Here is a 16,473-nt window from a genome sequence, read left to right as displayed (position 1 = left end):
AGCTATGAAGATTTATCAAATGCCAGATGCATTAGCAAATAAAATTGCAGCAGGTGAAGTGGTCGAGCGCCCAGCTTCTGTCGTAAAAGAATTGGTGGAGAATAGTATTGATGCAAATAGTACTTGGATAAAGGTAGAAGTAGCAGAAGCGGGTCTTGATACGATTAAAATTACAGATAATGGAGAAGGAATGTCAGAAGAGGATTGTGAGCGCGCCTTCCTACGACATGCTACGAGTAAAATACAAAACGAAACCGATTTGTTTCATGTCCGAACATTAGGATTCCGAGGAGAAGCTTTAGCTAGTATTGCCGCGGTAAGTCGGTTAAAAATAAAAACATCTACTGGTGAAAAAGCTGGATCTACTATTGAATTGGAAGGTGGAAAACTCGTTCAGAAAGAAAGAAGCGATGCAAGACAGGGGACTGAAATTACTGTTCAAGATTTATTTTATAATACCCCAGCACGACTGAAATACATGAAAACGATTCATACAGAGCTTGGGCATATTACGGACGTTTTAAATCGGATGGCACTCTCACACCCGAATATTCGATTTGAAATAACGCATAATGGAAAAATGCTGTTTCAATCTTCGGGTCGGGGCGATTTACTGCAAATAATTGCGCAAGTTTACGGTATGAGTGTTGCGAAAAAAATGATAGCTGTATCCCATGAAACATTAGATTTCAACATAAAAGGCTATATTGCAAAGCCAGAAATAACAAGAGCTTCTCGGAATTATATTTCCACGATCATTAATGGAAGGTTTGTCCGTAGTATTCCACTCAATAAAGCTATCACGAACGGTTATCATACACTACTTCCGATCGGGAGGCAGCCACTCGTTATATTATCCATCGAAATGGATCCAATTTTGTTAGATGTGAATGTCCACCCAGCGAAACTAGAGGTTCGCTTTAGTAAAGAAAAGGAATTATATGAAGCAGTTGAAACAACAATAAAGGATGCATTTCGCCAGCGATCCCTTATACCAGAAGCACAGATGCCAAAAAAATCACAAGAAAGCAGTGTACAGCATACACTTCATTTTGATGATCGCGAAGAAAAACGCGCAGACGCCAAAGAGGATTTATCTTCCACATCACTTTTTGATCCTGTACCAGATGAAACGGTTCCGGATCCGTTTTACGAGGCGCAACAAAAAGCCCTTGAAAGCGTACAAGAGGACACGGGGAGTTTTATTGAGAAAAAAACAGTTGATATAGAGACGAACCAAGAAAACAATGTTTATCATGAAAGGATTCCAGTTTTGTATCCAATTGGCCAACATCATGGTACGTATATATTAGCTCAAAATGAAAAAGGCTTATATATCATTGACCAGCACGCGGCTCAAGAGCGAATCAAATATGAATTTTTTCGTGATAAATTAGGAGAAGTAACAAACGAGGTTCAAGAATTATTAATACCACTAACCTTTGATTTCTCTAAGCAAGAAGCACTTATGATTGAGCAGTATCAAGAGGAATTGAAAAAAGTAGGGTTATTTTTTGAATCCTTTGGCGAACAAACCTTTATTATTCGGTCCCATCCGCAATGGTTTCCTAAAGGCTTCGAGGAAGAAACCATCCGAGAAATCGTTGATCAAGTAATGGAAGAAGGCAAGGTAAGCATTCAAAAAATCCGAGAAGAAGCGGCCATATTAATGTCCTGTAAACGATCCATTAAAGCGAATCATTTTCTGAACTCTGATGACATGTTTCGTCTACTGGAGGATTTAAGAAAATCCACAGATCCGTTTACATGCCCACATGGCAGACCAATTATTGTACACTTTTCAGGATATGAAATGGAGAAAATGTTTAAACGAGTGATGTAGAATAGGTAGCGCCTAAGTTCTGATAACAAAGACTAGGCGCTTTTTTACATGCGCGCACATAAATTTACATGAAAGTAGCATAATTTTCTATTTTTTAGATCAAGCTATTGGTACAAGTTTTTTCCAAGGAGTCGATCAATGTGAAAAGATGGTTATCCGTTGTTTTGTGTTCCATTTTGTTTACTATTCTTATTCCAAGTATTTCCTATGGAGAATCGATTAAGTCGGACATGCTAATCGCAAAAACACCGCACAATTGGGAAGTATCGAACGTTGATTATACGAAAAAGAATGTACGCACCCATGACTATAAAATTTTTGACAATTTTATTCGGAAAACGCGTCAGTGTGATGTTGATCAAAAAATTAAAACAGTTGTTTGGTATTGTGATTTGCATGGTGAGACGAAATCTGCAACTTATTTACTTGAACGTGAACATTCGGAACAGCACAAGTGATAGGGAAGCTCCTTAAGTTGTATAAAAATAGTGTAATCCACTTAGAATAGTAGGGGATGTTCAAAAGTCACCAAATGATAAGCTGCGCATCTCTTCGTTGGCTTGTTTTTCCGGTCCTGGAAAAGAAACTCGCTTTTCCTTCGTGCGATGTATATTCGGGGAAGCAATCCTTGTGCTCATGTAGGTTATGTCTACACTGCGCTCCTCAAAACTACGCCGCCTCGACCTGCTTGCTTCTAATTTGTCGACATTTTGAACACGCACTAGTAGGGGATGTTATCAGGAAGGGAAGGATATCGTTTGCAGGAAAATCAAAGGTTAATTAATTTTTTAAATCAAGAACTCTCAAATTTTGCAGTTCTTTATGTGAAACTCCATCGGTATCACTGGTTCGTTCAAGGGCGCCATTTTTTTAAATTGCATGAGGTGTTTGAGCAGTTGTATAAAGAAGCAGCCACAGATCTCGATGTAATTGCCGAAAGAATTTTAGCAATCGGTGGGAAGCCACTTGCAACAATGCACATGTATATAAAAGAGGCAACCATCCATGAAGCGCAAGCCGATGATAAAGAAAATGAGATCATTGGACAGCTTATGAAGGACTATCAATCCATTATACATGAAATTAAGGAAACAGGGGTACCGTTGACAGAAGAACATAATGATCAACCTACAGCCGATCTACTAAATGAATTTCAAGGACGATTTGAAAAGCACGTATGGATGTTGCAGGCCTATATCGCATATGAATAAAAAGTAATAATTTTTTACTGCTCGCTTAAAAAGGTAGAGCAGTTTTTTATGAAAAGTGCTCCCCGTTGCGAAAAATGAAATAACGTGTATAATAAAAAAACAATAAGAGTAACCGATTTAATTTAGGAGTTAGGTTTATGAAACCACAGGTCATTACCGTAGTTGGCCCTACAGCCGTAGGCAAAACGGAGCTTAGTGTTAAAATTGCAAAGCAGTTTAATGGGGAGATCATTAGCGGGGACTCCATGCAAATATACAAAGGGATGGATATCGGTACTGCAAAGGTGACAGAGGAAGAAATGCAAGGTATTCCACATCATCTGATTGATTGTAAAAATCCTAGTGATTCGTTTTCAGTAGCTGATTTTCAGTCACTTGTTCGTCAGCATATTTCTGAAATAACGGAAAGAAATCACTTGCCCATAATTGCTGGCGGAACTGGACTCTACATACAAGCAGCATTAACGAATTATCGTTTTGCTGACAAAAAAAGAGATGACGCCTACCAAAAACAGTTGGAGCAGAAAATAAACGAACGTGGAGCTATGGGTTTTTATGAAAAACTCAAGCAAGTTGATCCAGAGCAAGCAAAGAAAATCCACCCCAATAATACGCGTAGATTAATTAGGGCATTAGAGATATATGAAACAACGGGCATGACAATGTCGCAGTATCTCACAAACCAACAACAGGAATCGTTATATGACGTGATTTCTATTGGGTTAGAAATGGACAGAGCACGTTTGTACGAACGGATCAACAACCGTGTTGATTTGATGATGAAAGCGGGACTGTTAGAGGAGGTAAGGGAGTTATATGATCAAGGACTAAAGGATGCACAGTCAATGAAGGCAATTGGGTATAAGGAGTTTATTCCTTATTTTGAAGAAGAGCAATCGCTTCCGTATACAGTCGAAATTCTAAAACGCAATTCAAGAAGATATGCGAAGCGCCAGCTAACATGGTTTAAAAATAAAATGGATGTAGATTGGTATGCGATAAACGAGGAAAATAGAGAGGAAAAATTTCAAAAAATTTTAAACGATCTTGCAGGAAAGCTTGAAAAAAAATAGAAATTATATGGATAGATAGAAAAGAGGAGGAAATTTCATGTCTCAAACAGTAAATATTCAGGATCAATATTTGAACCAGCTTCGCAAAGAAAGAATTCAATTAACTGTCTTTTTGTTAAATGGCTTTCAGTTAAAAGGTACTGTTAAAGCTTTCGATAATTTCACCGTTTTATTCGAAACAGACGGAAAGCAGCAGTTGATCTTTAAGCATGCTATATCTACATTTGCTCCCGTTAAAAACGTGCAATTAGACAAAGAGTAATAAGACAAAACGAGTGTATGCAACTAAGTTGTACGGATCAAAGTGGCAAGTATTACAGATAACAGACGATCGAGTGTAAAATCGCATAGATTTTATGCTCGATTTTTTTGTCTGTTTGTAGATAGTAGAGTCATGCGATCAAAGGGGTGTCATCCCCTAAATTTGTCGAAACGACTCTTAAAGATAGTATGAATGAACTAGAATGACGGTTGAAAGATAGAAAAATGCCGAAACGATCAGACTTTATACCGATTTATTTAATTTTTCAAATATTGTAAAATTTAAATAAGCTATTGTCTTATAGCAAAAATAGAGGGGGGATTCTAATTGATTAAAAAACTGTCAACTGTAGCATTATCTGTAACATTGATCGGAAGTCTCGTATTTACAAGCGGCGCTTCAAGAGTAAATTTTGCGGATGAAAATGCTCAAAAAGATTTTGGCCTAAGTTTAGCAAATCCTGTTGTGGGTACACCAGAATTAGTAGAAAAGGCAAAAGACTTAGGTGTAGATTTATCTCGGGTTGATCCTGCAGAAAAATGGAATAGTGGTTCAAAATTTCAACAAGCTGGAGATAATCGTGTAACCTATCAAAAAGCAAAAGGTGACGTACCAATGCTTGTGATTCTTGCCAAATTTAAAGGCGATGATGAGCCAGTAGGTGATCCAGAAGGCCAAGTTCCTGCAAAATATTTTGAGGATTTAATTTTTGGTAACGAATACAATCCTTATGAGTTAGATCAATTTAAGCAATATGCAGAATTTAATGGTGTAAAAGCACCAACGAACAAAACGATGCAAAACGCTTACAAAGAATCTAGTAATGGAAGAATTAATCTAGTAAATAAAGAAAACACGGATTATAAATGGGTGGAGTTACCAAAGGGTGCCTCATACTATTTAGATCAAGATGGCACATATGCAGATGGCGACTCTTATAAATATGGTAACGAAAATGGTTATGCTCGAATTGGTGAACTCGTTCGTGATGCATTAGAAGCAGCAGATGACCAAGTAGACTTTAGTAAATATGCAGAAGATGGTGAAGTTCCCAACGTATTTATAATTCATGAAGGTACAGGTGCGGAGTTTAGTAGAGACCCTGCACAAATTTGGTCTCATAAATGGAACTTGTTAAGCGCTTTATACTATGGTAAATATTACGAGACAGGTAAACCTGCTCCAGAATATGAAGGAGTAGATTATAATGATTGGGAAAATAACACAATAAAAGAAGACATGACGTATGATGGTGTAATTGTTAACAATTACAATATACAGCCTGAAATTGGTGGCAATGTTTCTGGTTATAATTTAGAAACAGGTGGCTATGACGAAGAATTAAAAACAGGGCCATATCCAGCTCAAGCTGGTGTATATGCGCACGAATTCGGGCATGCTTTAGGCTTACCTGACTTTTACGATACTGCCTATACTTCTGAAGGTGTTGGTAATTACTCTATGATGGCAGGTGGATCTTGGATGCGTTACCCTGACGCTAGTGCATATTCAGGAAATTCGCCAACCAACTTTGACCCATTTTCAAAAATATTTTTAGATTGGGCAGAGCCGATAAATGTAACCCCAGAAAGTGGAATTCAAGAAATTACATTACCATCAATTGATAAAGCAGATGCTACGAATGGAATCGTGAAAATGGAAGTACCAGGATCAAACGGTACGGAGTATTTCTTATTTGAAAACATTCAGCAAAGCGGTTTCAATGAAGGTCTCATCCGTCAAGGTGAAGATTCCAATGGATTGGTTGCATGGCATGTTGATGAAAATATTATAAATCTATATCAAACTGCAGGGTTTAGACCAAATAATGTTGAAAACTGGATGAATAAGCGTTTTCAGTATAACCAATCCCAAACTGCAAGTGATGGAACAGAAGTGACTCACTATGGTTTGTCTGTTCTTCAAGCTGATGGAAACTATGATCTTGAAAAGTATGTAAACCGCGGAGATGCAGGAGACTTCTTTAAAACTGGAGACAGCCTTACTCCTAATTCAAGCAATGTGCATACCGGTTCATACTACTTTTGGAAAGGTAATAGTGCCACTCCAGCTGACTCTGGAATCCATGTTACAGACATTGTAGAAAATGATGATGGCTCTATCACAGCAAACTTTTACTATTCCACTAATGAAGCGAAAGTAAAGTAACATAAACAACAAATGATAGAAGTTTAACGAAAGGCTATATCAATGTTTTTGGTATAGCCTTTCGTGTGTAAAAATTTCAAATGCTCTTGGAGAAAACGATGTTTCACTTAGCTATGCCCGTGAACTATACTATTTTTGATACAAATCGAAAACAAAAGATACTCAAAAATATCGTGCCTATTATAACTTTTGACCTAGATGGAATACAAATGTCTATGGTAAGAATGTATAATCGTTTATAATGAAAAAAACCATACTAAAAGAGGTTGTTCAAAAAGTCACCAAATGATAAGCTGCGCATCTCTTCGTTGGCTTGTTTTTCCGGTGCTCATGTAGGTTATGTCTACACTGCGCTCCTCAAAACTACGCCGCCTCGACCTGCTTGCTTCTAATTCGGCGACATTTTGAACACGCACTAAAATGTAGCAATAGCAGTTTATTAAAAGGGGATAGCTTACGATGATTTCCACAAAATACTCGCCGTATATTACGTTTTCGCGAGAAGCGTGGGCGAAATTACGCTTTAACACACCATTGACTTTAACACAATCTGAAATCCAGGAATTACAAGGAATGAACGAAAAACTTTCAATGAAAGAGGTTGAGGACATCTATTTACCTCTTACCCGCTTGTTAAATCTATATATAAAGGCTTCGCAACAACTACATACTGTTACGGATGAATTCTTTGGAGAAAAAACGAGAAAAGTTCCGTATGTAATTGGGGTAGCGGGAAGTGTGGCAGTTGGAAAAAGCACAACTTCAAGAATACTGCAATCCTTACTTATGAGATCACCAGATCATCCTAAAGTAGAACTTGTTACGACAGACGGCTTCTTATACCCAAATGACGTTTTAAATAAAAATGGATTGATGGAAAAAAAAGGATTTCCAGAAAGTTATAACATAAAGGAGTTAATTACCTTTTTGACAAATCTCAAGTCTGGAGATACAAAGGTAAAAGCACCTGTTTATTCACATCTGTATTATGATATTATTCCAAATACATATCAAGAGGTTGTTCAACCGGATATTGTTATTATTGAAGGGATCAACGTTCTCCAGACACCGAAAAACGAGGACAAAACGCTTCCTAGTGTGTATGTATCTGATTTCTTCGATTTATCCATTTTTGTTGATGCAGATGAAAAGGATATACAACAATGGTATGTAGACCGATTTAAATTGCTGAAGGATACAGCGTTTACAAAAAGGGAGTCCTATTTTAAAAGGTTTGCTGACCTTTCAGTTGTTGAAGCGGAAAAGGTGGCAACGGATATTTGGAACAATATTAACAAAAAAAATCTTGACCTGAATATTAAGCCAACCAAAAATCGTGCGGATATTATTGTTAGAAAGGGGAAAAACCATTCTGTTTCTAATATTAAGCTAAGAAAGATTTAAAAAATGCTAAGTTTCTGCCATTTCCTGACTACGAAAAGCAAATGTTTAAAAAACGTTGTGTTTTCGTAGTCAGCCTATCATAAACAGTATCCTCAACGGATCATCACCAGAATCAATTTTCCATATTAAACCATAGTGGATCATTGTTATCAACATCTCCATTATAGTTAATGAGTAGTTCCTCTCCCGCTTTTATATCTGAGTAAGCATAGAAGTCAAACGTGTGATTCGGAAAATTGATATCATACGTGCAGTTTGGCTTGTATGAATGATTAAACAGCATGCCATATCCTAAGACGACAGCTGTATGATTTTTACCGTATTCGAACACGTAATCTTCTAATATGGTTTGCTCTATTAATATGTGCTCCCTATTAGGATAGGGAATGACTGGTGCCTCATGGATAAGCTCCCCCTTTTTTATTGCACGAGTCGCAAATACGCCTCTATTAAATTCTCCATCGCTTAGTGGAGAAGTTTTTACCTCAATCATGATACTCATCACCTAATCGTATTTTATTTAATCATACCTTTTAATTTTGACAGTTATTATGAAGGATAGCAACTAGTTGCACTTGGCTTGGTTTAGCTTTAAAGATTACTTATACAAAAATTAACAACAAGTAATTAGAATAATTTTATAGCTGTTTTAAAACTATAAACATAGAAATGGTGTCTTACTGAGAACAAAATTTTTGTGACACCAATGAAAGGACATAAATATGAGAAAAAAATTTGTACTGGTTTTTAGTGTGATTTTAATGATGGCAATGAATGTATCTTCTGCTCATGCAGCTAATAACCCCAGAAATATTTATGAGGTGAAATCTGGAGATTATTTATGGAAAATTGCAAATCAGTATAGTACTTCTGTAAAAGATTTAAAAGCAATAAATGGATTGCAATCCGATTTAATACTAGTTGGGCAGAAATTGAGGGTTCCAATCACGTATGAAGTAGTTTCTGGTGATACACTATGGAAGCTTTCTTTATCCTTTAATTCTTCCGTCCAAGCAATAAAATCAGCAAATGGACTTTCATCTAATTTAATTAATATTGGGCAAAAATTAAAGATTCCTCCTAAAACACTGGACATGCAAGGACAGTACGTTCTTATGACGAGGGAGGAATTTAAGGACTGGCTATTTAACCATCGTTTCACTAGGGAAATTGGTAAAATTCAACAACACCATACGTACCAACCGTCTTATCAACAATTCAATGGATCCAATCATTTTTCCTTGTTGAAGGGTATGGAGGATTATCATGTGAATGAAATGGGATGGAGTAATATAAGCCAACAATTAACAACATTTCCAGATGGGAAAGTAGCAGTTGGTAGACCATTTAACACACCCCCTGAAGGTTCATTTGGACTACAGAATAAATCCGCAATGGAGGCCATCGAAGCTGATGCATTAGCAATTGAAAATGTAGGGAACTTTGACAAAGGTAACAATCAAATGACTTCAGAACAAAGGGAAACGATTATTAGTGTTACAGCCTTACTTATGCTGAAATTCGGATTAACTCCATCCGTTGACAGTATCACATACCACCATTGGTGGGATATGAACTCAGGAGAAAGGGTATTAGATAACAGTGAAGGACATGCTGTTAAAACTTGTCCAGGCACGGGATTTTTCGAAGGGAATTCTACAACAAGTGCAAAAAATAATTTTTATCCGCTCGTGTCACGAAAAATGCAAGAAATTTTAGCAACGATGCATTAATGTAAAAAAAAACTCAGGCCCCATGCAACTGGTTCTCTTGTGAGGTGCAGATACGACCTAGTTTGATCCTTCATAGCTCTTATGAAGGGTCTTTTTCTTGCCAGCCTGCCTCAGAATGGTCACTTTGGCACGAAAGAGAGCGCATTAACGTGATATTCGCCTGTCTGTGGGTTCTCATAGCGCGAATGAGAGCGTGTTAACGTGATTTTCGCCTAGTCATGGGTTCTCATAACGCGAAAAGAGTGGCCATTATCTTGATTCTGCCCCAGTTTAAACCTAATTTCCTCCATCGTGGAGTCTGGTGATCCTCAACATTCATTCAAAAAAGGTCTATTTCTATGTTAAAATTTTAGACACGTTAGATTAAATGGGGAAAGGTGTTCACATGCAAACATATATCGTAATAGGGGCTGGTATTCTCGGTGCATCTACCGCATATCATTTGGCTAAGCAAGGTGTAGATGTAACGTTGGTGGATCGGAATGATGTTGGGCAAGCAACAAATGCTGCGGCAGGTATTGTATGCCCATGGCTTACGAAACGTCGTAACAAAGCTTGGTATCGTTTAGCTGTTGGAGGAGCAAAGTATTATCCTACGCTTATTCAGGAATTAGAAGCGGGTGGGGAAACAGAAACGGGTTATGCTAGAGTTGGAGCAATGAACATTTTTGACACGGAAGAGAAATTAGACAAGAAAATGGAGTTAGCTTTTAAACGTAAGGAAAGCACACCTGAGATGGGGGAAATTTCAAAATTATCTCCTGTAGAGACAAAAGCATTATTTCCACCGTTATCAGAGGAATATGGTGCTGTACATGTTAGTGGTGCTGCTCGTGTTAACGGAGGAGCGTTACGTAACGCACTTATACGTTGTGCTGAAAAAAATGGGGCAACTTTTATTCATGGAGACGCATCACTTGTTTATAATGGTGCGAAAATTACGGGAGTAACCGTTAATGAAAAAATAATCCACGCTGATCAAGTGATTGTGACTGGAGGGGCTTGGTCTAAAGAGTTATTAGAGCCACTCGGAATGAACTTTTTAGTAACTTCACAAAAAGCACAAATAGTTCACCTTAACATGCCTAACACGGACACTAGTTTCTGGCCTGTTGTAATCCCACCTTTCAATCAATATATGCTAGCGTTTAATAATGGGAAGATCGTTTTAGGTGCTACCCACGAGAATAATGTAGGCATGGATTATCGAGTAACAATGGGCGGAATTCATGAAATCATGGATAAAGCATTAAGAGTGGCACCTGGTTTAGCCTCTAGTACGTATGTAGAAACAAAAGTTGGCTTTAGACCATTCACACCAAATCATCTGCCTGTGATTGGTCCAGTACCCAACACAGATGGTTTATTCGTTGCAAATGGCCTTGGTGCCTCAGGTTTAACAAGTGGCCCCTACTTAGGTTCAGAGCTCGCTAAATTAGCGCTTGGTCATCCTACTGAACTTGATTTAAATGACTACGACGTATCAAGTGCTTTTAGCTAACAATTACCCCTTTCCAAATGCAATTTAGAATATTTAAACTATTGTAGATTATCTTGTGTTTTCGGATAATTTTGGTATTATGGATACAATTTATATTTAAAAGAGGGGTTGTCAGATGATACGGGTACTTACGGAAACGGATCGAGAGCAATGTTTGGCGTTTGTGAAAGAAAAACCAGCTGAAAATTTGTTTATCATCGGCGATATTGAAGCATTTGGATTTGACGAAGACTTTCAGGATTTGTGGGGCGATTTTGATGAGGCCGGGGATCTAAAAGCAGTCCTGCTAAGGTATCGGGAAAATTACATCATTTATTCCCCTGGGGATTTTAATGCAAGTGGGATTGGAGAAATTATTGCTAAAGATAGTCGTACACATAAATTCTTATCTGGCATATCATCTATTGTGAATAAAGTAGTTGTCCACCTATCCCAAAAGCCGAGGAAGACGAGGGAATTTTATTACGCTAAATGTGAAAAAATGCAGGATTTACAAATTCCAGATATAAATATAAAACAGGCGGGAATCCATGATATTCCTCGAATCATTGAACTGCAAAAACAGATTCCAGAATTTGAGACAAGAGATGGACAAGAAGAGAGTTTGAAAAAAAATATGGAAGAAGGTATTTCACGCACGTATTATGTTGAGGACGGTGAAAAAATAATATCAACTGCTATGACAACAGCTGAAAATAGTATGTCAGCGATGGTTGTTGGCGTTTGTACCCATTCTGAATATGAGAAAAAAGGCTATGCGAGTGCTTGTATGACCCATTTGTGTGGAGAACTGTTAAAAGAGGGGAAAGATCTCTGCCTATTTTATGATAATCCAAAAGCGGGTAATATTTATAAGAGACTTGGTTTTGTCGACATCGGTAAATGGGTAATGCACGTTTTTTAGATCTGTCTACTTTCGATTGGTGTGTTTTTTTACATTTGATAAAATTAAAATGAAAAGAAGAAAAAGGACAGAAATGCTATGTTTACCGAAATTTTGAGATTAGGGTGATTTTTCATGATCTCCAAGTCCAATATTATTTTGTTTGATGGAATGTGTAACCTGTGCAACGGGAGTATTCAATTTATTTTAAAAAGAGATCCCAAGCAACATTTTGTATTCGCTTCGTTGCAAAGTGAAGCAGGAAAGAGAATGATAAATGAATACGGCATACCAGAAAATACGGATACATTTATTTTAATTGAACACGGAAAGTGGTACTCCAAATCTAGTGCAGCACTTGAAGTGTGTAGAAACCTAAAAGGGTTGTGGAAGTTGCTCGTTGTACTTCGGTTGATCCCAAGGCCATTAAGAGACTCCATCTATACTATTGTTGCAAAAAATCGTTATAAATGGTTTGGGAGTAGGGATCATTGCATGATCCCTACTCCAGAGAACAAAAATAGATTCATAGAGTAGGTATTGAGAGGTGAATAAAAATTGGATGAACAAGCGTTAAAAGAACATTTATACCTTCTTGAGGAAAGATTGCTCAAACCTGAGGTTCGTACAGACCCAATAGAACTAGAAAGATTACTTTCAGACGATTTTTTTGAATTCGGGAGTTCTGGAAACGTTTGGTATAAAAAGGATTTCGTAGGTGAAAGTGGGATTAGTGTTTGTGAAATGAATCTTTATGATTTTGATATAAAACCTTTAGCAACTGATGTTGTATTAACAACATATCGTGTGGAGGATAAAACACGAGAACATCATACATTGCGCAGCTCCATTTGGAAGTTTAGAAATAACAGATGGCAAATGTTTTTTCATCAAGGAACCTTAACCAAGTTAAAGTTATGATGAACGAAGTCATTTCACGAGGTAACTATTCTTTAAAATATAGAGTAGTTCCTTTTTTAAAAAAATAAATACGGAAACTTATTCCAAATAACGGTAAGGTTTATTTGGTTAATAAGAATAAGCAACAAAACAACTGATCTATAAATGTTCAACATTAGGAGGTCTGATGTCTATGTTAACCTTTAAAAAATTGGACAGTATGGAACATAGGGATGAAATGCTCCAATTTCGCAAAGATGCATTTAAAATAAGTTTTGGAGATGCTTCGGATTTTGATGAAAATCAATATGTTTCATGGATTGAGGAAAAGTCAGTCCAATTTCCAGAAGGGTATGTCATGGTAGTAGAAAACGATCAAATCGTTGGACAGCTTGAACTATCTATCAAAGAATATAAAGGAAAAATGATCGGTTATATTCATCTGTATTATCTCATTCCAGAACAAAGAGGACAATGTAAAGGCGATGAAATTTATCAATATGCTATGCGGTATTTTTATGATCATAATGTGAATGAATATCACCTAAGAGTATCCCCTTCTAATACCCGCGCAATTAATTTTTATAAGAAAAATGGCATGCAAGAAGTCGGTTTAGAATTGGATGGAAAAGTAATTAGAATGAAGGGGTATTGTTGTAGTAATTAGTAATGTGAAGCGTTAATGAAACTTTCTGGTTAATGAAGGAGGTGCTGATCCGTTGCTATTTGGAAAAACACAGTTAGGTAGGTTCGTTTTGTGTGTAATCATTGTTCTCTTCATACTATCAGGATGTACAAAGGATAATGCAAACACTTCAGACGATTCACTATCAGAAATCGGCAATCCAACACCAGAAGAAATTCTGGAAGATAATTCTGACGCAGACATATTTCAATATAAAGAAATCGTTTATACAAATGCCAAAGACCGGGCGGAAGAGTTTAACCTTACATTAGGTAATCGGGTAAAAGAAATTAGAAAGGAATATAGTGGAAGTGATTTTAAAGCTGACATGGCAACAAAACTGCCAGTCGGAACAGAAATTTATGAACCGAAAGAAAAGCAAGGTGCAGTCCTAGTAGCTATTATAAAAGGCAAGAAGGTACCTTATATCGGACTAATTGAAGGATAACAAGGGGGAACTATGATATATCGGAGTTCTGAAATTTAGGATAATTGCGATGTATTTTCCTATACAAAAGGAAGTAGTTCGACTCCAAAAAAATAAAGGAGATTTAAATGATAAAGCATACAAAGGCTGGTAAAATAATTTTTTGGTTAGGCTTCCTATTGTTTATGTTTGGAGCAAGTCCAATAACAGGTATGGTTGAATATTCACCGATAACGCCAAATAAATGGGCAGCTATTTCATTTTTGGCTTTAGGCTTAGCAATGATTTTTTTATCCAATTTTCACAGGAAACGTCGTTAATATTAAAAAATACCAGATCATTCAAAAACCCAAAATGAATATGTTGGTTTTATAAGGTGTTTTACAAATACAGGAACAATCACTAATGATTGGTTGCAGAGTTTTAAATAGTATGATAGTCTTATGTTTGTAAACGGTTACAAAAAATAGATTATGAAGATGACGGCGTTAATGTAAAAGTACGTATTAAAGGAGAGAGAGGTCCAGATCCAAACGGATTCTATGGATCAGGCGTTTGGAGTCCAGATTCCATTTAGTAGTTAAACAAAAGATGGACAGTACAAAACTATCCATCTTTTGTTTAATAATTAATTAAGTTTTTGGAGGAGTAGTCGATGTTAAAGAAGTTGCTTCCCATTTTTTTGGTTACTTTGTTAGCTCTACTATTAGTAGGAATTAAATTTTACCCTGAACTTAAAGATATGATGGTAAACGAAGATGATTATGAAGCACAAGGTAATAAGGAACTTATCAAAGATGCTGATAGTTCCAGTGAAACGAATGAGAAACCTGAAATAGATAGTGCGAAACACAAAGATAAAACAAAACCAGAAAAATTTCCATTTAGGGAAAAAGCGGAAGAAGAACTCGCGAAAAAATATCCTGACAAATTTAACATCGCAAAAAAAATGTACTATGCTTGGGACTATATTGATAATGCCCAAGGTGAATATGAATACGGTAGCCCTAATATTGGTGATATTCAACAAGTGCAATTTTATGTAGACTTTGTTAAGAAAAAAAATCGAGCCAAATACGAACGGTTGCAAGATGGCAAGGTTACTGAAACAATTAATCTCTTATTAAAGGATAGCAATGCCATTCGTCAAAAGCCGAAAACAAACATTTTTACTAAAGAACCTGTCACAACTGATAACCAACAGCGTTATATAGGTTTATTTAACAGTGTGATTACGAATAGTGAATGGTACACGCTTGTATACAATAATTATTCAGATTGGAATTATAAAGTTGATGAAAAATATGGTATGCCTGTTTATCAAATTGAAGGAGAACTATCCGAAAAAAAATCCGAAGACTTAGCTGGCCCCTTTACAATGGTGGTTTCTAAAGATACGGGTGCTTTATTAGCTTTAAAGTGTTATGGTCAGGATAATGAAGTCATTCTATATCTCAAGGCAAAGGAGATTAAGATTAATCAAGGCGTTTCTGACGACGTTTTTCAGTTGGATGTTTCTGGTGATAAAGAGGTATCTAATAAGGAGTTTAACTTAAGTGGTATTGAAAATTATGAGAAAAAACCTGGTGGGGTAGAAACGAGCAATGATTGAATTTAAATTTGCTTCCAATAAACTGTTTGTTTTATCTGTTGTTTATTTCATGGCAGTCATTATTGTAAGTATTTTAAGTGGCGCTGCAAATGGGGTCAGTAATTCTTTATTTGATTACGTTTCCAATAATCGGGGCGGAGGTAGTGCTAGTATAATGCCGTTAGTACTGGGTGTTCTCCCGGTAATCGCACTCGTCCTTCCTTTAATGATTGATCAATTGGAAAAAGATATGATTGTGCTCAGGTTAAAGCACAAAAGAAAACTATTTTACAGCCATTTTATTTTTTCAATCCTTACAAGTGCCTTTTTCACCCTGGTAATGGTTTTGGGCGGTATTATAGCTTCTTTTATTCTTACAGGAAATATTGATAATCTGTGGGGAACAAAGGAAGGAACAATTTATTTCTTATTAGATAACAAGGCGTATTTTCCATTATATATTCCTAGTGTTACGAGTGTTAAAGTTTGGGCATATATTATCAGTTCAAGATTTCTGGCTACCTTATTTATTGCGACTTGTGTGATATTTTTAAAGCTAATTCTAAAGAAAAACATATATGTGTTTTTTGTCGCATTGATCTTATTTGGTACAGATGCATTTTTTTCAGGACGATATAGTTTGTTTTTAGGAAAAACTCGAATAAATTTGGAAACTTGGATATCACCAGAAGATCAGATGTTTAATATCGTATATTTTATATTTGGAATCGTTATAGTTTATTTAATTTGCTTGAGAAACTATGATAAAAAGGAATTTTATGATTAATAGA

General features: G+C 36.4%; 19 protein-coding genes. 17 read left to right on the top strand and 2 right to left on the bottom strand.

What is annotated here, in order from left to right; all coding sequences use genetic code 11:
- Positions 1-4 precede the first annotated feature (4 nt).
- The 7 genes from mutL to coaA all read left to right on the top strand — a co-directional run bounded on the left by mutL (position 5) and on the right by coaA (position 7,962).
- Positions 5-1,843 (top strand): DNA mismatch repair endonuclease MutL, encoded by a 1,839-nt coding sequence (mutL, locus tag NC797_RS15015; RefSeq protein ID WP_272437630.1) that lies wholly within the window; start codon positions 5-7, stop codon positions 1,841-1,843.
- Between the two features lie 140 nt (positions 1,844-1,983).
- Entirely contained in the window at positions 1,984-2,301 is a 318-nt protein-coding gene (locus tag NC797_RS15010; protein ID WP_272437629.1) for a hypothetical protein, read from the top strand.
- Positions 2,302-2,601: 300 nt separating this feature from the next.
- Positions 2,602-3,054 (top strand): Dps family protein, encoded by a 453-nt coding sequence (locus NC797_RS15005; RefSeq protein WP_334313201.1) that lies wholly within the window; start codon positions 2,602-2,604, stop codon positions 3,052-3,054.
- 137 nt (positions 3,055-3,191) lie between these two features.
- Positions 3,192-4,127: a tRNA (adenosine(37)-N6)-dimethylallyltransferase MiaA gene (miaA, locus tag NC797_RS15000; RefSeq protein ID WP_272437627.1), complete on the top strand. Its 936-nt coding sequence runs from the start codon at positions 3,192-3,194 to the stop codon at positions 4,125-4,127.
- A gap of 37 nt (positions 4,128-4,164) precedes the next feature.
- A complete protein-coding gene (gene hfq, locus NC797_RS14995; protein ID WP_272437626.1) occupies positions 4,165-4,389 on the top strand; it encodes an RNA chaperone Hfq in 225 nt (74 codons plus the stop codon).
- Positions 4,390-4,716: 327 nt separating this feature from the next.
- On the top strand, positions 4,717-6,558 hold the full coding sequence (locus NC797_RS14990; RefSeq protein WP_272437625.1) for a M6 family metalloprotease domain-containing protein: 1,842 nt from the start codon (positions 4,717-4,719) through the stop codon (positions 6,556-6,558).
- A 459-nt stretch (positions 6,559-7,017) separates the two neighbouring features.
- Positions 7,018-7,962 carry a type I pantothenate kinase gene (gene coaA / locus NC797_RS14985; RefSeq protein ID WP_272437624.1) on the top strand — a complete coding sequence of 315 codons (945 nt, stop codon included), beginning with the start codon at positions 7,018-7,020 and terminating at the stop codon, positions 7,960-7,962.
- Between the two features lie 112 nt (positions 7,963-8,074).
- Here the strand turns inward: coaA and NC797_RS14980 are convergent, their stop codons facing one another.
- Positions 8,075-8,455 (bottom strand): SET domain-containing protein, encoded by a 381-nt coding sequence (locus NC797_RS14980; RefSeq protein WP_272437623.1) that lies wholly within the window; start codon positions 8,453-8,455, stop codon positions 8,075-8,077.
- 229 nt (positions 8,456-8,684) lie between these two features.
- Here NC797_RS14980 and NC797_RS14975 point away from each other — a divergent pair, with 229 nt between their 5' ends.
- The 5 genes from NC797_RS14975 (at position 8,685) to NC797_RS14955 (ending at position 13,000) form a co-directional block, all read left to right on the top strand.
- Positions 8,685-9,695, top strand: coding sequence for a LysM peptidoglycan-binding domain-containing protein (locus tag NC797_RS14975; protein WP_272437622.1), 1,011 nt, complete (start codon positions 8,685-8,687; stop codon positions 9,693-9,695).
- 385 nt (positions 9,696-10,080) lie between these two features.
- The gene (locus NC797_RS14970; RefSeq protein ID WP_272437621.1) at positions 10,081-11,196 is read left to right on the top strand and encodes an NAD(P)/FAD-dependent oxidoreductase; all 1,116 of its coding nucleotides are present in this window, start codon (positions 10,081-10,083) and stop codon (positions 11,194-11,196) included.
- 115 nt (positions 11,197-11,311) lie between these two features.
- Positions 11,312-12,100 (top strand): GNAT family N-acetyltransferase, encoded by a 789-nt coding sequence (locus tag NC797_RS14965; protein ID WP_272437620.1) that lies wholly within the window; start codon positions 11,312-11,314, stop codon positions 12,098-12,100.
- Between the two features lie 114 nt (positions 12,101-12,214).
- Positions 12,215-12,616, top strand: coding sequence for a thiol-disulfide oxidoreductase DCC family protein (locus NC797_RS14960; protein WP_272437619.1), 402 nt, complete (start codon positions 12,215-12,217; stop codon positions 12,614-12,616).
- Positions 12,617-12,637: 21 nt separating this feature from the next.
- The gene (locus NC797_RS14955; protein ID WP_272437618.1) at positions 12,638-13,000 is read left to right on the top strand and encodes a nuclear transport factor 2 family protein; all 363 of its coding nucleotides are present in this window, start codon (positions 12,638-12,640) and stop codon (positions 12,998-13,000) included.
- A gap of 138 nt (positions 13,001-13,138) precedes the next feature.
- Here NC797_RS14955 and NC797_RS18460 read toward each other — a convergent pair whose 3' ends face one another.
- Complete coding sequence (locus NC797_RS18460; RefSeq protein ID WP_417168718.1) at positions 13,139-13,198, bottom strand: hypothetical protein; 60 nt, start codon at positions 13,196-13,198, stop codon at positions 13,139-13,141.
- On the opposite strand from NC797_RS18460, the gene NC797_RS14950 reads away from it, so the two are divergent.
- The 5 genes from NC797_RS14950 to NC797_RS14930 all read left to right on the top strand — a co-directional run bounded on the left by NC797_RS14950 (position 13,173) and on the right by NC797_RS14930 (position 16,469).
- Entirely contained in the window at positions 13,173-13,646 is a 474-nt protein-coding gene (locus NC797_RS14950; RefSeq protein WP_272437617.1) for a GNAT family N-acetyltransferase, read from the top strand. The two genes, NC797_RS18460 and NC797_RS14950, sit on opposite strands and share 26 nt — an antisense overlap.
- 52 nt (positions 13,647-13,698) lie before the next feature.
- Positions 13,699-14,112: a hypothetical protein gene (locus tag NC797_RS14945; protein ID WP_272437616.1), complete on the top strand. Its 414-nt coding sequence runs from the start codon at positions 13,699-13,701 to the stop codon at positions 14,110-14,112.
- Between the two features lie 107 nt (positions 14,113-14,219).
- On the top strand, positions 14,220-14,411 hold the full coding sequence (locus NC797_RS14940; protein WP_272437615.1) for a hypothetical protein: 192 nt from the start codon (positions 14,220-14,222) through the stop codon (positions 14,409-14,411).
- A 335-nt stretch (positions 14,412-14,746) separates the two neighbouring features.
- Positions 14,747-15,703: a hypothetical protein gene (locus tag NC797_RS14935; protein WP_272437614.1), complete on the top strand. Its 957-nt coding sequence runs from the start codon at positions 14,747-14,749 to the stop codon at positions 15,701-15,703.
- Positions 15,696-16,469 (top strand): hypothetical protein, encoded by a 774-nt coding sequence (locus NC797_RS14930; RefSeq protein ID WP_272437613.1) that lies wholly within the window; start codon positions 15,696-15,698, stop codon positions 16,467-16,469. Before NC797_RS14935 ends, NC797_RS14930 begins: the two co-directional genes overlap by 8 nt.
- Positions 16,470-16,473: the final 4 nt, after the last annotated feature.

Source organism: Terrihalobacillus insolitus (assembly GCF_028416575.1).
Lineage (GTDB): Bacteria > Bacillota > Bacilli > Bacillales > Amphibacillaceae > Terrihalobacillus > Terrihalobacillus insolitus.
Note: the sequence above shows the minus strand (reverse complement) of the source record. Positions and strands in the feature narration are given on the sequence as shown.

Coding starts and splice junctions, on each gene's coding strand:
- mutL (WP_272437630.1), top strand. CDS start 5: ATGAAGATTTATCAAATGCCAGATGCATTAGCAAATAAAATTGCAGCA.
- miaA (WP_272437627.1), top strand. CDS start 3,192: ATGAAACCACAGGTCATTACCGTAGTTGGCCCTACAGCCGTAGGCAAA.
- hfq (WP_272437626.1), top strand. CDS start 4,165: ATGTCTCAAACAGTAAATATTCAGGATCAATATTTGAACCAGCTTCGC.
- coaA (WP_272437624.1), top strand. CDS start 7,018: ATGATTTCCACAAAATACTCGCCGTATATTACGTTTTCGCGAGAAGCG.
- NC797_RS14980 (WP_272437623.1), bottom strand. CDS start 8,455: ATGATTGAGGTAAAAACTTCTCCACTAAGCGATGGAGAATTTAATAGA.
- NC797_RS14975 (WP_272437622.1), top strand. CDS start 8,685: ATGAGAAAAAAATTTGTACTGGTTTTTAGTGTGATTTTAATGATGGCA.
- NC797_RS14970 (WP_272437621.1), top strand. CDS start 10,081: ATGCAAACATATATCGTAATAGGGGCTGGTATTCTCGGTGCATCTACC.
- NC797_RS14965 (WP_272437620.1), top strand. CDS start 11,312: ATGATACGGGTACTTACGGAAACGGATCGAGAGCAATGTTTGGCGTTT.
- NC797_RS14960 (WP_272437619.1), top strand. CDS start 12,215: ATGATCTCCAAGTCCAATATTATTTTGTTTGATGGAATGTGTAACCTG.
- NC797_RS14950 (WP_272437617.1), top strand. CDS start 13,173: ATGTTAACCTTTAAAAAATTGGACAGTATGGAACATAGGGATGAAATG.
- NC797_RS14940 (WP_272437615.1), top strand. CDS start 14,220: ATGATAAAGCATACAAAGGCTGGTAAAATAATTTTTTGGTTAGGCTTC.
- NC797_RS14935 (WP_272437614.1), top strand. CDS start 14,747: ATGTTAAAGAAGTTGCTTCCCATTTTTTTGGTTACTTTGTTAGCTCTA.
- NC797_RS14930 (WP_272437613.1), top strand. CDS start 15,696: ATGATTGAATTTAAATTTGCTTCCAATAAACTGTTTGTTTTATCTGTT.